Source organism: Hymenobacter crusticola (assembly GCF_002154225.1).
Lineage (GTDB): Bacteria > Bacteroidota > Bacteroidia > Cytophagales > Hymenobacteraceae > Hymenobacter > Hymenobacter crusticola.
On sequence record NZ_MTSE01000015.1, the window covers coordinates 63,057 to 78,555 of the forward strand.

At 54.6% G+C, this 15,499-nt stretch carries 9 protein-coding genes; 5 read left to right on the forward strand and 4 right to left on the reverse strand.

Annotated elements, in window-relative coordinates; genetic code table 11:
* The first annotated feature begins 179 nt into the window (after nt 1-179).
* Nucleotides 180-2,828, forward strand: coding sequence for a TonB-dependent receptor (locus tag BXP70_RS21300; RefSeq protein WP_086596147.1), 2,649 nt, complete (start codon nt 180-182; stop codon nt 2,826-2,828).
* On the opposite strand, the gene BXP70_RS21305 is transcribed toward BXP70_RS21300, so the two are convergent.
* Nucleotides 2,798-3,853: a LacI family DNA-binding transcriptional regulator gene (locus BXP70_RS21305; protein WP_086596148.1), complete on the reverse strand. Its 1,056-nt coding sequence runs from the start codon at nt 3,851-3,853 to the stop codon at nt 2,798-2,800. The genes BXP70_RS21300 and BXP70_RS21305 overlap by 31 nt on opposite strands.
* A gap of 207 nt (nt 3,854-4,060) precedes the next feature.
* On the opposite strand from BXP70_RS21305, the gene BXP70_RS21310 reads away from it, so the two are divergent.
* A complete protein-coding gene (locus tag BXP70_RS21310; protein ID WP_086596149.1) occupies nt 4,061-6,193 on the forward strand; it encodes a beta-galactosidase in 2,133 nt (710 codons plus the stop codon).
* Nucleotides 6,194-6,299: 106 nt separating this feature from the next.
* On the opposite strand, the gene BXP70_RS21315 is transcribed toward BXP70_RS21310, so the two are convergent.
* The 3 genes from BXP70_RS21315 to BXP70_RS21325 all read right to left on the reverse strand — a co-directional run bounded on the left by BXP70_RS21315 (nt 6,300) and on the right by BXP70_RS21325 (nt 10,511).
* A complete protein-coding gene (locus BXP70_RS21315; protein ID WP_086596150.1) occupies nt 6,300-7,976 on the reverse strand; it encodes a sodium:solute symporter family transporter in 1,677 nt (558 codons plus the stop codon).
* A 127-nt stretch (nt 7,977-8,103) separates the two neighbouring features.
* A complete protein-coding gene (locus BXP70_RS21320; RefSeq protein WP_086596151.1) occupies nt 8,104-9,321 on the reverse strand; it encodes an aldose epimerase family protein in 1,218 nt (405 codons plus the stop codon).
* Nucleotides 9,322-9,890: 569 nt separating this feature from the next.
* Nucleotides 9,891-10,511 carry a 3'-5' exonuclease gene (locus BXP70_RS21325; protein ID WP_086596152.1) on the reverse strand — a complete coding sequence of 207 codons (621 nt, stop codon included), beginning with the start codon at nt 10,509-10,511 and terminating at the stop codon, nt 9,891-9,893.
* 238 nt (nt 10,512-10,749) lie between these two features.
* On the opposite strand from BXP70_RS21325, the gene BXP70_RS21330 reads away from it, so the two are divergent.
* Genes BXP70_RS21330 through BXP70_RS21340 form a run of 3 tightly spaced genes read left to right on the forward strand, consistent with a single transcriptional unit; the run spans nt 10,750 to nt 15,493 of the window.
* A complete protein-coding gene (locus BXP70_RS21330; RefSeq protein WP_086596153.1) occupies nt 10,750-11,502 on the forward strand; it encodes a hypothetical protein in 753 nt (250 codons plus the stop codon).
* Nucleotides 11,503-11,560: 58 nt separating this feature from the next.
* Entirely contained in the window at nt 11,561-14,338 is a 2,778-nt protein-coding gene (locus BXP70_RS21335) for a TonB-dependent receptor (protein WP_086596154.1), read from the forward strand.
* On the forward strand, nt 14,339-15,493 hold the full coding sequence (locus BXP70_RS21340; RefSeq protein ID WP_086596155.1) for a DUF4249 domain-containing protein: 1,155 nt from the start codon (nt 14,339-14,341) through the stop codon (nt 15,491-15,493).
* Nucleotides 15,494-15,499: the final 6 nt, after the last annotated feature.

A 15,499-nucleotide genomic window follows, 5' to 3' on the forward strand; every position in this document is an offset into this window, starting at 1 on the left:
AGCGCCCTTAGCCTAGCGTGGACCCGAACTGCCACGACGCAGAATTTGCATGTGAGGCTAGGTCCTTACGCCAGCGCACTTGTGGCCATTGCTTTGTGGCTCTCACCTAGACGCGAGCTACGAGCCCACAACAAGGATAGTAAGCACTCAACTCTAGCGCTGCTCTAAACCTGCTTTGCATGCCCCCAGTTTTACGCTTGCTAGGCCGCGTACCCGTGGCTTTTTCGTTGATAAGTGTCCTCGCTACCCATCGGGCAGACGCCCAACGAGCGGCTCCGCAGCGCACACCCACTGACTCTGCCCGGACGAAAAATGTGGCGCTTGAGGAAGTAGTGGTGGCGGCGTCGAAAGTGCAGGAAAGCATTTTACAATCGCCGGTGACGGTGGAGAAGCTGAATGCCCGCGCCCTGCGTCTGACGCCGGCTCCTTCCTTCTTCGACGCCATTGAGCATGTGAAGGGTGTGCAGGTAATCACCCCTAGCCTAGGGTTTAAAGTGATCAACGCCCGCGGCTTCTCGAATACGACCAACGTCCGCTTTGTGCAGCTCGTAGATGGGCTCGACAATCAAGCACCGCATATTGGCGCCCCCATTGGCAATGCTCTAGGTCCGAGTGATTTGGACATTAATACGGTAGAGATTGTGCCAGGAACGGCTGCCGCGCTGTATGGCCTGAATGCCATTAATGGACTGGCGAATTTTACCACCAAGAATCCGTTCTCATTTGAGGGCTTGAGCGTGCAGCAGAAAACCGGTCTCAACCATTTCAACGACCAGAGCACCGGCGTTCATCCATACTCCGAGACGAGCTTGCGCTACGCCAAGGTACTAGTGGCCAACAAACTAGCTTTTAAAGTAAATACAACGTACCTGCGCGGCTACGACTGGATTGCGGATAACTACACCGATATCAACCCAAGCGGCAATGCGACTACCGGCTTATTTGGTGATGACAATCCCGCGGGTGACCCAGTAAGCAGCTACGGTAATGAGTCCTCGAACCGCTCGAACCTGATCCTAGGTGGTAAAACGTACCAAGTAGCGCGCACGGGCTACCGGGAGAAAGACGTGACGGATTACCACTTGCAAACCATCAAGACGGATGGGGCGCTGCACTATCGGCTCGCGAACAACACAGAGCTAGCTTACACGTACCGCTTTAGCAGCATCGACAATGTTTATCAACGCTCCAACCGCTTCCGTCTGGCGGATTACCGCTTGCAGCAGCATGGCTTGTCGCTGATAAGTCCGGTGGTGCAGGTGCGCGCCTACCTCACACGTGAGAACACCGGCAAAAGCTACAACCTGCGCTCGATGGGCGAGAACCTCGACCGCAGCTATAAAACAGATGCAGTCTGGAACCAGGACTATACCGCCGCCTGGAATGCTGCCACCCAAGCCGGTCAACCCGTAGCGCAGGCGCACGCCACAGCGCGGGCTGTGGCCGACGCGGGCCGCTTGCAGCCCGGCACGCCGGAGTTTAAAGATCGACTGCGGCAGCTACAGGATATCAATGACTGGGACCGGGGCGCAGCGCTGCGGGTGCAATCCGACCTGCTTCATGCGGAAGGTCAGGTGAATATTGGGGAAGCCTTTCGGCGGCAAGCTAGCCCCAACTTTCCGCAGTGGCTTGACTTGCTGGCCGGTGCCGACCACCGCACCTACGTGGTCGTGCCCGATGGCAACTACTTCCGCAACCCGAACCCTGGCAAAGACCCGCTCACCGATAACCTAACGTATAGCAAGACGGGTGGCTTCGTGCAGGCAGGTGCGCATTTGTTTGCCGATAAAATTCGCCTGACGGCTACGGCGCGGGCCGACAAGAACGACTATTTCAGTATCCGTTTTAATCCGCGCCTGACGGCCGTATACTCGCCTACGCAGCGCCACAACTTCCGGCTTAGCTACCAGAGTGGCTACCGCTTTCCTAGCTTGTTTGAAGGCTTTTCCAACGTAAATAGCGGCCAAGTACAACGCGTAGGTGGACTACGGGTAATGTCGGATGGGGTGTTTGAAAACAGCTATTTGCGCACCAGCATCGATGCCTTTAATGCAGCGGTTACCAGCGACGTGAACACGGGCGGGCTCACACGGACGCAGGCTGTTGTGAAGAACCAAGGCAGATTGGTGAAGAACGCCTACACGTACCTCAAGCCAGAGTTCATCAAGTCTGTGGAGCTAGGCTACAAAGCTGCATTGCTGTCCGATGCTCGTTTGCTGCTCGATATCGACTTCTACTACAACTCGTACCGCGACTTTATTGCGCAAGTGGAAGCTTACGTCCCCATAAGCAGCACGGGCAATATTCTTACCACGACCGACACAAACCTCAACGCTATTGCTACGGCCCTGAGCGCCCGTGGCAGCCAAAGCCGCTACCGCCTCTGGACGAACTCCAAGAGCCAAGTACACAACTACGGCGGCAGCGCAGGCCTGCACTACGAGCTAGCTGGCGGTTACCTAGCTGGCGCTACCGCAACGTACGCCCGCCTCGACCGCACCACCAACGGCGACGGCCTAGAAGATGGCTTCAATACCCCGCGCTGGGCGTACAACCTGAGCCTAGGTAACGAAAAGGCCTACAAGAACTTCGGCTTCGGGCTGAACTACCGCTGGCAGGCTCGCTATTACTCCCAAACGTTCTTGGTGAATGGCTACGTGCCTGCCTACAGCAACCTCGATGCGCAGCTTAGCTATGCGCTAACCACGCCTAGCCTCCGCTTCAAACTAGGTGCTACCAACTTGCTCAATCAGTACTACTACTCGTTTTTAGGTGGCCCAAGTATCGGCGGCCTGTACTATCTGGCCGTGACGTGGGGGATGAGGTGAGGTTGCAAGCGTAGCGACGACTCGCGTATCAGCAACTCAGGCTGCAACACAATGCGGCGCGGTGAAAACTCGCCCGATTTTTCTTCCAGCATTTCCAGAAAAAGCTTCACCGCCGACTGCCCCATCTGTTCGCACCGTTGGTCGACGGAAGTAATGCGCGGCTCGGTGAGCGAGGTAAACGTTTCGTTGCTGAAACCTACCAGGGCCATGTCGTGCGGTACCCGTAGCTGACGGGCTTTGAGCACTTGCATAGCCCCGACCGCCGAGAAATCACTGGCCGAAAACACTGCGTCGGGTGGCACCGCCAAAGCCAGCAGCTTTTCCATGCCTTCTACGCCATCTTCGGTCTTCATATCGCACGTGAAAATCAGATCGTCCTCAACCGACAAGCCATGTGCCTGCAAGGCATCCTGGTAACCGCGTTGCCGGTTTTTGTAGATGTTTAAGTGCTGAGGACCAGCAAAATGGGCGATACGCTGGCAGCCTTGCTCGATCAGGTGCGTCACGGCTTGGTACGCCCCTAGGTAGTCATCGATAATAACGGAGCTGACATTGAGGCCTTCCAGCACCCGATCGAAGAATACCAGCGGAATAGCCCGCTTACTGACTTTTTCAAAGTGTTTAAAATCGTGCGTATTGCGCGCCAAGGACACCAACACTCCTTCTACTTGGGCGTTTAGCAGCGACTCAATGTTCTTCTTTTCGCTTGCCACGTTCTCATTCGACTGGCAGATCATCACGTTAAAGCCTACTTTGCTAGCCACCGTTTCGATGCCGTGCATCACCGATGAGAAGAAATGCCCCTCGATGTGCGGCACCATCACGCCGAGCAAGTTGCTTCGGCCCTTCCGGAGTGCCGCCGCTAAGTGATTGGGCTGGTAGTTAACTTCTTTCGCTAGCTGCCATACTTTTTTGCGAGTGCTTTCGCTAATGCTCGTGTGGTTATTCAGGGCGCGTGAAACCGTCGAAACTGAGATGTTCAGCTTTTTGGCTAGGTCTGCTATTGATGCTCGGTTGGCTGCCAACTGTTTGCGTATTACCGCGCTAAAAGGACAAACGTTTGCATAAACCTATCAAGGTTTCAGTAGATTTCAAATGGATAGGCTTGCTTTCCCTCCATTCGCCCCAACTTAGTGCCCACAACGGGTATGTCTGGGCAAAGCTAGCTGACAACCCCACTTTTCCAGCAGTCCAAACCTTCTCATCTACCCTTCGCCCCTGTTCTTTTGCGTATGCTCCATTCTTTCCGTTCTTGGCTGCTGAGCAGCTTGTTCTTCCTGCTGAGTACTTTTCTGAGCGCTTACGCGCAACCGATTGCATCTAAGGGGAAGGCCGGCGCTCCTATTTTTAAAGATGCCGACATGATGACCATCGGCGTATACTACTACCCCGAGGCGTGGCCGGAAACCCAATGGGCCCGCGACTTTGCCAATATGCGTAAGCTCAACTTGGAGTTTGTGCACATGGGCGAATTTGCTTGGGGCCTGTATGAGCCGGAGGAAGGCAAATACAACCTCGATTGGCTGGAACGCGCCGTGAACCTAGCTGCCAAAGCCGGGCTGAAAGTGATTCTTTGCACGCCGAGCGGTGCGCCACCCGTATGGCTCGCCGAAAATCATCCGGAAATCCTGATGGTGGATGCCAACGGGCGCCGCATGCAACATGGCACGCGCGAGCAAGGCAACTGGAGCTCTCCCCTCTTCCGCCAATACGTAGAAAAAATTAACACACAGCTAGCCAAGCGCTTCGGCAAGAACCCTGCGGTAATAGGCTGGCAGATCGACAACGAACTGAGCCACTACGGCAAGCAGTTTTCGTACGACGACTTCAGCCGGGCTAGGTTTCAGGCGTGGCTCAAGCAGAAGTACAGCACCATTGACAACCTGAACCGCGACTGGGGCAACGTCTTCTGGTCGCAGCTTTACCAGAACTTCGAGCAAGTTCGGATTCCGAACGAGCAGGAGTTGGTAGCTACTGCCAACCCGCACGCGCTGTTGGACTTCCAGCGTTGGTTTACAGAGGAAGCGGCTGACTATCTGAGTTTCCAAGCCAACACGCTCCGCCAGAACAGCCAGAACCAGTGGGTGACCACCAACTTCATGGCCATGCACCGCGACGTGAACCCGAGCCTCAGCAGCCGCAGCCTCGATCTGATTACCTGGACCGTGTACCCCGTGCACGGCGACTACGAAAATGGCAACCTAGGTTTTCGGCTGGGTAATGGCGCCGCGCTTGGGTTCATGCACGATTTTGCCCGCACCCTCAACGGCAACGAAGGCGTGATGGAACTGCAACCGGGGCAGGTGAATTGGGGCGGCATCAACCCGCAGCCCTTGCCCGGCGCCGTGCACATGTGGATTATGCATGCCTTTGGGGCAGGTGCGAAGCTTATCTGTTCGTATCGGTACCGGCAGCCGTTGGCCGGCAGTGAGCTATACCACTATGGCTTCGTGGGCACCGACGGCGTAACACCGCTTCTCGGTGGCCAGGAGTATAGCCAGGCAATGCAGGAAGTAAATCAGCTACGCAAGCTGCGGAAGGCTAATGCCAAAGAGCCTAGTGCTTATGCGGCCCGCCGCACGGCTTTCCTCTATAACTTCGACAATCGCTTCGACCTCGACATCCATCCTTCCACAACCCGCTGGAACACGATGGGCCACTTGCTGCGCTATTACCGGGCCCTCAAGACCCTAGGTTGCCCCGTAGACGTCATCACCGAGGACCGCGACTTTTCGCGCTACAAGTTTCTCGTTGCCCCTGCTTACCAACTGCTCGATGCGCAACTGGTAACGCGCTGGACGAAGTACGTGCAAGAAGGCGGGCACCTTATACTTACCACCCGTACGGGCCAAAAGGACCGCCGCGGGCACTTGTGGGAGGGCCCCTGGGCGGCTCCTATCAACGAACTAATTGGCGCCAAGTTCAGCCCGCAAGCCTTCGACCTCTTGCCCGGTGACCATAAGGGCAATGTGACGGCCCAGGGCAAAACGTATGCGTGGGGCTCCTGGGGCGAAAGCCTGCTGCCAGCACCGGGCACCCAAACCCTAGCTACCTACGCCGATCAGTTCTACGCAGGCGCGGCAGCCGTCGTGTCGCGCAAGCTAGGTCGGGGTACCGTGACGTACGTGGGTGTGGAGTCGCTGGAAGGCGATTTGGAGCGCGACGTGTTGCGCAGCGTGTATAATGCCGCCAATACGCCGGTTGAGAATTTTGCCGATCAGTTCTTTGTGGAGTGGCGCGATGGGTTTTGGGTGGCTACCAACTTCACTTCGCAGAAACAAACGGCCCCGGTACCCGCCAGCGCCAAGATCATTGTTGGCAAAAAGGAAATGGAGCCTGCTGGCGTCACGGTGTGGCAGGAGTAGCACGGAACGCGAAGCTCCCGCTTCCTGCTACAAACTATACCTAATAAAAAGCCCCGCCTGCAGAAGCAAGCGGGGCTTTTTTATGCGCGTGAAGCGTAGTATTGGCTTACCAGTAGTACGTGTAAAGCGCCGTAACGATAGCTAGCACGACAACCGAACCGATGGTGAAGCTGCGGTTGGTGCGGAACATGCTGCTGTCGATTTCGAGGCCGTTCGTTCTAACGCCTTGGCTAGCCTGAATGAGGCTAATAACTACCATACCTAGGATACAGAAAACGAACACAAAGCCCATCCGGTCGAGGAAGGGGATTTCGTACACATCACCAACCTTCACCGAGTAGCCCAGCGGCGCTAGCCACGATAGATTCATCATGAGGGGCAAGAACTTGAGCAGTACAGAGAGCAAGAAGCCGCCAACCGTGGCAAACAGGGCAGCGGCTGAGGTAGCTTTCTTCCAGAAAAAGCCCAGGATGAACATGGCAAAAATACCGGGCGATACGAAGCCTGTGTACTCCTGAATATACGTGAAACCGCCTTTCTCAATGCCCAAGTGCGGCGCGAGCAGAATGCCGAGCAGCATGGCTACTACCACCGAGATTTTACCCACGGCCACCATCTTCTTCTCCGAAGCGTCCTTGTTCAGCACCTTCTTGTAGATATCGAGGGTGAAAATGGTTGCAATCGAGTTGGCCTTACCGGCCAATGAGGCTACTACTGCAGCTACTAGTGCAGCAAACGACAAGCCTTTCAAGCCTACTGGTAGGATGTTGAGCAGCACGGGGTAGGCGCGGTCAGGAGCCACTTGGCCACCTAGCATCATCTCCGAACCGAACACGTTTTGCTTGAAGAGCACGAAAGCGGCGATGCCGGGCAGTACCACAATCACCGGCATCAAAATTTTGAGGAAGGCGGCGAAGAGCAAACCACCACGGGCTGTAGGCAAGTCGGCACCTAGGGCGCGCTGCGTAATGTACTGGTTGCAACCCCAATAGTTAAGGTTTACAATCCAGAGGCCACCGAGCAATACCGTCATCCCCGGCAACTCAACGAAGTTCGGGTTGTTGCGGTCCAGGATCATGTGGAAGTGGTCATTGGCCTGCGAAGTGAGCAGGTTGAACCCGTTGATAGCACCGGAGGTGCCGTAGTGCTCAGCCACCAGGTTGAGGGCCAAGTACGTGGTAGCTAAGCCACCCAAGATGAGAAAGAACACCTGAATAACGTCGGTGAAGCCAATAACCTTCATACCACCCAGCGTGATGATCACGGCGCAGATGGCAAGGCCATAGATGCAGACGTCAATGTTCAGACCCGAAACGCTACTGGCCGCAATGGCACCTAGGTAAAGGATAGACGTCAGGTTAACAACTACATACAGCGCCAGCCAGAAGATGGCCATAATCATGGCCACTGTGCCATTGTAGCGCTGGTGCAGAAACTGCGGCATTGTAAAAATCTTGTTCTTCAGGTACACCGGGATGAAGAACGTGCCCACAATGATCAGTGTGATGGCAGCCATCCATTCGTAAGCTGCAATGGCAAGGCCCATCTTGAAGCCAGAACCCGCCATGGCCACAAACTGCTCGGCCGAGATATTGGAGGCAATCAGCGACGAGCCGATGGCCCACCAGGTCAGAGACCCTTCCGCCAAGAAATAATCCTTGGAATCACCTTCGGCCGTGCCATCATGGCCGGTTTTGCGCAGGTAAATCCAGATACCGTAACCCGCTACTATAATGAAGTAGATGAAGAATACGATGTAATCAAGAGTCGCGAGTTTATTCATTGAATAAGAGAGCTATTAGGGCCGGCTCGCCAACGGCTTAAAGAGGCAAGGAGTGAAGTAGTGGGACAACTTTGCCTAGCCAGCCGCAAGACTAGCAGTGGCAATCAAACGTAGCCAGTATTGCGTTCTACTTGCGCACCCCAAAGCGGTACACGGTAGTAGAGTGCAGCGTATCGCCCGGCTTCAACACCGTGCTCGGGAATTTCGGCTGGTTGGGCGAGTCGGGGAAGTGCTGCGTTTCGAGGCAGAAGCCATAGTGCTTGCCATAGGTCACGTCGCCGGTGCCTTTCAGCGTGCCATCGAGGAAGTTGCCAGTGTAGAACTGCACGCCGGGCTCCGTAGTCGTTACTTCCAGAGTACGGCCCGAAGTAGGCTCGTACACGGTGGCGGCGGGATGCATACCGCTGCCACTAGCATTGTTCAGCACCCAATTGTGGTCGTAGCCACCGGGCACTTGCGCGATCCGCTCGCCGATGGTGTGTGAGGTGGTGAAGTCGAACGGGGTGCCTTTCACCGGCTTCAGCTCACCCGTTGGAATGAGCGTTTCGTCCACCACCGTGTAGCGATCGGCGGGCAGTGTTACCTCGTGGCCGAGCACATCCTTATCCTGGCCGTAGCCTAGGTTGAAGTAGCTGTGATTGGTGAGGTTGACAGGCGTGGCTTTGTCGGTCTTAGCTGTGTAGTCAATTTTGAGCTCGTCGCTGTCGGTGAGCGTGTACACGACCGTTACGCTCAAGTTGCCAGGATAACCTTCTTCGCCATCCTTGCTCAAATACGTGAGCTTCAGGGCTTGGCCGTCGGTTGCTGAAGCAACGGGCTCCGCGGCCCAAATCACTTTATCGAAGCCCTTCTTGCCCCCGTGCAGGCTGTTTGGACCGTTGTTCTTCGCGAGGGTATATTCTTTACCATCGAGCGTGAATTTGCCGCCTTTGATGCGGTTGCCGTAGCGGCCAATTAGGGCACCAAAGTAAGGTCCGGATTTTAGAAAAGCGGGGCTTTGGTAGCCACTCACGTTATCAAAGCCTAGCACGATGTTGCCTAGCTTTCCCGCCTTATCGGGCACTTGCAAGCTTGTGACGGTACCGCCGTACGTGGAAATAGTGGCTTTCAGACCGTGGGCATTGGTGAGCGTGTAGAGCTGCACCTCTTGGCCGTCGGTGGTTTTACCGAAGGAGGCTGGGGCTGACATGTCAGAGGAGGAAGTCGTAGAAGTTTGAGTTGAATCGGCTGCCGCGCTGCTACTGCTGCTGGCCTGGTCGGCTGGTTTTTTCTGGTCGCAGGCGGCCAGCAAGAGGAGGCTAGCTAGGCTACCGGTCACGAATCCGGAGCGGTTGAAAACAGTCATGGACAAAGAAGAAGTATGAAGGAGTTAGGTTGGGTGCAGAGAGGGAATGATTGACGTGGATACTCGGTAGGTTTATACTTACCTAGGCAGCGGCGTAGCGTCAGCCGTTGCCCGAGCAGCGAATGATAGTAGCTAGGTTTTGTGTAGCGTGTAGCTTGCGGTTTCGCACGTAATCATAGTAATCTTCGAATGAAGATAATACTAGTTGTAACGATTGAGCCGGTAAAGTAGAAATTCCTACTGAATGCCGCAATCGTTTGCACTTTTTATAGTTCTGAAAGTAATTTCAAAAGTTTACTTCCCATAGCACCTCCTACCCTGCCTTTCCTACCCGCCCAACACCCTATGCGCGCCACCAACTTATTGCTAAGCAGCTAGATAAATTCTACCTGTAGCTTATACATTCTTCCCCTCTTTGCGGCCGTAATCGACATAATCCGCCGGGCGCAGACTTTTTGCGCTTGGTAAAAAAAGGCTAGCTCAGCCCTGATTCACACAAACGATACTTCACTTGGTTTCGCTCGATCTTGTGCCAAGCGACGATGACCTCCCTCCAATCCAGGACTTACTTATTCCCCTTCGGTTGCCGGAGCAGCAGGCACTTGCTGGTAGAGCGGCAATTCGTAAAAGGGGCGCAGCAGCTGAATAACATCCAAGGCATCAGCTAAGGCTTGGTGAGCTACCGTTTGGTCGGCAAAGTGCGCGCGTGCTTTACAGATCGTCATGGTGGGCAAGCGGTTGTCTTTCTTCCAATTCAGGTAAAAAGCCGCTGGATCGAGCATCGCGGGCTCGGCCCGTACAAGTGTGCCCCAGCCAGGCAGTTGGCGCAAAAACAGCAAGTCGAAAGAAGCTATGTTTTTGCCTGCCATGGTCACGCTCACGCAGTCCTTTTTGTCGGGTTTAAAGCCTTGAGCTAACAGGAATTCGCGTAGCTGTGGCAACAACTCCTCGGCGGTGCAGCATTCTGGGTTTGGTCCTTTTTGCGCTAGCTCCTCCAGTAAGCGCGCATTTAGGGCTAGGGCACCCGCCGTCCCAATGTACTCGGGGTGACGCACGAGGCGCCGAAAGCTAGGTAGCTCTGGCAGCGGCTGCAGGTGCTTGGTGTCTTCTACCACAGCCGCTAATTCAATAATCTGGTGCCGCTCCGGGTTGCCGCCGGTCATTTCGAGGTCGAGGGAGATGTAGCGCATACCCTGCTCCTGTACGCGGCCAAGCTAGGTGGCGTTGACGGCAATAGCAGATTCTGGTAAACACATCGTTATATATTTTACCAGCATGCTTACATTTAGCAGCAGTGGATACTGCCTCTTATTGTGCACTACTTCTATTCGCCTGCCTACATCTTACTATTTCTCGGTAGCAGGCAATTACCTTTTGATTTGATAAGATCCTTTAGTTCGTTGGTTTTAGGCCCTCCTATTTGTCGGTATGAAAATTCGCATTACCGTTATCCAGCTTTTTGTTCTATTCAGCGTGCTAGGGCTAGGGTATCCGGCATGGAGCCAGACCACTGACATCCCGTTAGCAGCTTCGCTCGATGCGCTTCAGCAGCAGTACAACAGCAGCCTTGCCGTTAACCCCCAACTTTACAACGGCCCTGAGTATGTTGACTACGCCAAGCGCTACACAACAACTGTCGGGCACCAGTTTTTCCTGTCCCCGGATAAACACAGCGGCAGCGTTTACTACAATAATCACTATTTCGCTGGGCTTCAGCTACGCTACGACGTGGTACTTAGCCAGTTGTTGATTCAACACGCTACAAGCCCCTTCACGCTAAAGCTTATTAACGAAAATCTTTGGCAGTTTACTATTGATGGGCACCGCTTCACGCGCCTAGTAGCCGATAGCTCGGCCGCTAGCCTTCCAACTGGTTTTTACGAAGTATTGGTTGATAGCAGCACGGTGCAGCTGCTGGCCAAGCGTGCCAAGCAGCTAGAAGAAAAAATCGCTCAGGGAGAAATCCAGGCGGAATTTCGGCCTATCGACAAGCTTTTCGTTCGCAAAGCTGGGGTGTACTACCTCGTCAATAAAAAACGCTCCGTGACCCAGTTGTTTGCCGACCACAGCAAGGAAGTGCAGAAGTATATCCAAGACCATAAGTTACGGTTTAAGAAAGCACAACGGGAAACGGACATTGTGCTGCTTACACGCTATTACGCTGGCTTGCTGGCACCCTAGCTTTTTTTAGCTGCTCTTCACCCCCAGGTTTATTTTTTTGGATGTGCTAGCTACCTCTATGAAGCACCGATATCTGCTGCTTGTTGTTTTATTTCTTACGCTATTCCGTTTCACTGCCCAGGCGCAGCAGCAAGCTGAAAAAACCGTGACGGGCAATTTTCAGCATGTGCTGTTCGAGCAATTTGCGACACAGCTGGAGGCACAAACCAAGTTGCACTTCTACTTCAATCCGGCAGCAGTTGATAGCCTTTTCATCACGCTGCAAGTGCAGGATGTGCCCGTCAGCACTGCATTAGAGCGAGCCTTCCAGAACACGCGCTTTCACTTCGCTATCGACGATGAAAACCGAGTTTTCATCACCTCGGGTATAACGCTGGAGCCGACGCTTGCCGATAGCTTCTTTAGTACCGAGAAACCCAACGACCTAGCGAACACACCGCGCCGTGATGCGGCCGTGCCAGCCAATGCCCCAAGCCGGTCGCGCTACATTCGGGAAGCCGAAGCCAAGATTTATGAGTTCGGCAACGGCATGCCGCGCGGCGGTAAGGTGACGCTGGCTGGCCACGTACGTGACCTAAAATCGGGGGAGCCAGTGGTGGGCGCGACTATTTACTCCGAGGCGCCGGCTATCGGCACTAGCACTGACCAATTTGGCTACTACTCCCTGACCATGCCTGCTGGCCGCTACGATTTGAAAGTAAGGGGCATCGGCATCAAGAATACCCGTCGTCAAGTGGTGCTAGGTGGTGATGGCAAGCTTGAAATTGAGGTAGAAGAGGATATCACGCCGCTGAAAGAAGTCGTGATTGAGGCCGAGAAAGACAAGAACGTGTCGGGCATGCAAATGGGCTTGGAAAAGCTAGATATCAAAACCTTGCGCCAGGTGCCCACGGCGTTTGGCGAAACTGATATTTTGCGAGTGGTGCTCACGCTGCCGGGCGTGAAATCGGTGGGCGAAGGCAGCACGGGCCTCAACGTACGCGGCGGCGCCACCGACCAAAATTTGATTTTGTTCAACGGCACTACCATCTACAACCCGTCGCACTTGTTCGGTTTCTTCTCGGCTTTCAACCCCGACATTTTGCAATCGGTGGAACTGTACAAGAGCGCCATTCCGGCCAAATACGGCGGGCGCCTGTCGTCGGTGCTGGAAATAAAAACGCGAGAAGGCAACAAGAAGAAGCTTTCCGGCTCGGGTGGTATTGGCCCCCTCACCAGCCGCTTCACGCTCGAAGGTCCTATTGTAAAGGATAAAAGCGCCTTCATCATCAGCGGCCGCACCAGCTACTCCGACTGGATCTTGCGCCGCCTGTCCAACAGCTCATTCCGGCAAAGCTCGGCGTCTTTCTACGACATCAGCGCGCACGTGAGCCACCAGCTAAACGACAAGAACTCGCTGTACGCCACGGGGTATATTAGCTCCGACCGGTTCCGGCTAGCCAGCGATACTACCTATCACTACCGTAATCAAAATGCTAGCTTAAAGTGGCAGCACAACTTCAACAATAAGCTCTACGGAGTGCTTACGGGCGCTTACAGCCACTACGCCTACGACATCACCAGCGAGAAGAACCCGGTGAATGCCTCGCGGTTGAAGTATGGCATCAAGCAGACCAACCTGCAAGCCGATTTTAGTTACTTTCCCAATTCTAAGCATACGATTGATTTTGGGGTTAGCTCGCTGCTGTACCACATCACACCGGGCAGCCTGACGCCCCTAGGCGGCGAGTCGCTCATCAGCACCAACGTGCTAGCCCGCGAGCAAGCGGTGGAAAGCGCTATTTATGCTTCCGACCGGATTGACCTTTCGCAGCGCCTCTCGCTGTCGTTGGGTCTGCGCTACTCTCTCTTCAATGCCTTAGGTCCGCGCGATGTGTACCAATACGCGCCGGGCGAATCGCGCACCGAAACCTCCATCACGGACACGTTGCGCTACAACTCGGGCAAGGTGCTAGCTACCTACCATGGTCCCGAGTATCGCGCGTCGTTGCGCTACGGGCTAACGGATAACTCGTCGGTGAAGGCGAGCTACAACCGCACTCGCCAGTACATCCACCAGCTTTCCAACACGGCTTCGGTGTCGCCGGCCGACATCTGGAAGCTCAGCGACGCCAACATTCGCCCGCAGGTCGGCGACCAATATTCGATTGGTTACTACCACAACTTCCGGGCGAATACCATTGAAACGTCTGTGGAGGCTTATTATAAAAAGCTCCACGACTTTGTCGACTATAAAAGCGGCGCCACGCTCATCCTGAACCACCACATTGAGACGGATATCGTGAACGCCGAAGGCAAGGCCTACGGCGTGGAGGTGCTGGTGAAGAAGCTTACGGGCAAGATCAATGGCTGGATTAGCTACACCTACTCTCGCTCGCTGGTCCGGGTAAACGCAGGCACCACCTCCGACATGATCAACGGGGGCCGGTACTACCCGAGCAACTTCGACAAGCCCCACGACGTGACCATGATCGGAAACTACCGCTTCAGTCGGCGCTTCAGCTCTTCGCTGAACTTCACGTACAGCACCGGTCGCCCCATCACACTGCCACTAGCCAAGTACTACGTTGCCAACTCCTTGCGCGTGTATTACTCTGATCGCAACGCCTACCGCGTACCCGATTACTACCGCGTCGATTTTGGGTTGAACATCGAAGGCAACCACAAGGTGAAAAAGCTAGCTCACAGCTCCTGGACCCTAGGTGTGTATAATCTGACGGGGCGCAGAAATCCTTACTCGGTCTATTTCAAAGCCGAAAATGGGCAGATCAGAGGCTACAAGCTCTCCATTTTTGGTCAGCCAATCCCGACCATCACCTACAACTTCAAGTTTTAGATGCGCCTTCTCTCCTACCCTATGCGGGCTGTGCTGCTTTGGTGCTTGGCTGTGGCGCTGCCCGGTTGCATCGATCCTTACATGCCCGATGTTATTGACTCTACCAAGAGTTATCTGGTCGTCGACGGCATCATCAACAGCCAGGGTGTCACTACCATAGTGCTGTCGCGCACTTACGATATTGCCGCCAAAACGGCTCCGCCCGTGGAAACGGGCGCGACCCTGTACGTGGAGGACGAAGCAGCGGCACGCTATACGCTGCGAGAAAGCACTACCAAAGGCACTTACACATCGGCTAGCCTAACCTTAAGTCCAGCCAAGAAATACCGACTCCACATTCGCACTATCGGAGGCAAGGAATACGCCTCCGACTATGTAGCCGTCAAGAACACGCCGCCAATTGATAATATCGGCTGGCAGGCAGCCACCTCTGGCTTAAACATTTACGTGAATAGCCACGACGACGCCAACGACACGCATTACTATCGTTGGTCGTACGAGGAAACGTGGGAAATCCGTCCGCTGCTCGTTCCTAGCGTGGAGTACCTTAACCGCAAAATGCAGGACATACGCGTACCTTATCCTCAATCCTGCTGGATTACGGAGAAGTCTGCGAACATTATCCTAGGTAATACCACTAGCCTAGGTCGTGATGTAGTTTCCGATCAACTGCTACGCTCTTTCAGTACTACCTCAGACCGGCTTTATACTAAGTACACCATCTTGGTCCGGCAGTATGCCCAAACCAAGGAGGAATACGAGTACTGGAGCTTATTGAAGAAAAACACCGAGAACATCGGGACGCTTTTTGACCCGTTGCCCGCGCAGCTTACCGGCAACATACACTGCCTCAACGACGATACCGAGCTAGCTCTGGGCTATGTAGGCGCAAGTAGCGTGCAGGAAAAGCGCATTTTCATCAGCCGTGGGCAGCTACCGCCCGCCTGGCGTTTGCTAACTGGCTACGAAAGCTGCGTTCCGCCCGACACGGTGAAGCTATCGAATGTAGACAACACCTTTTCCAACCCGGTTGTTATACCCGTGACGCCGACATTTAGCCCAATGGGCTCCCTACAAGGCTACACGCGTTCGAGCGTCGAATGCGTGGATTGCCGCAAGCGCGGCACGGCTGTGCGTCCTAGCTTCTGGCAATAGATCTTT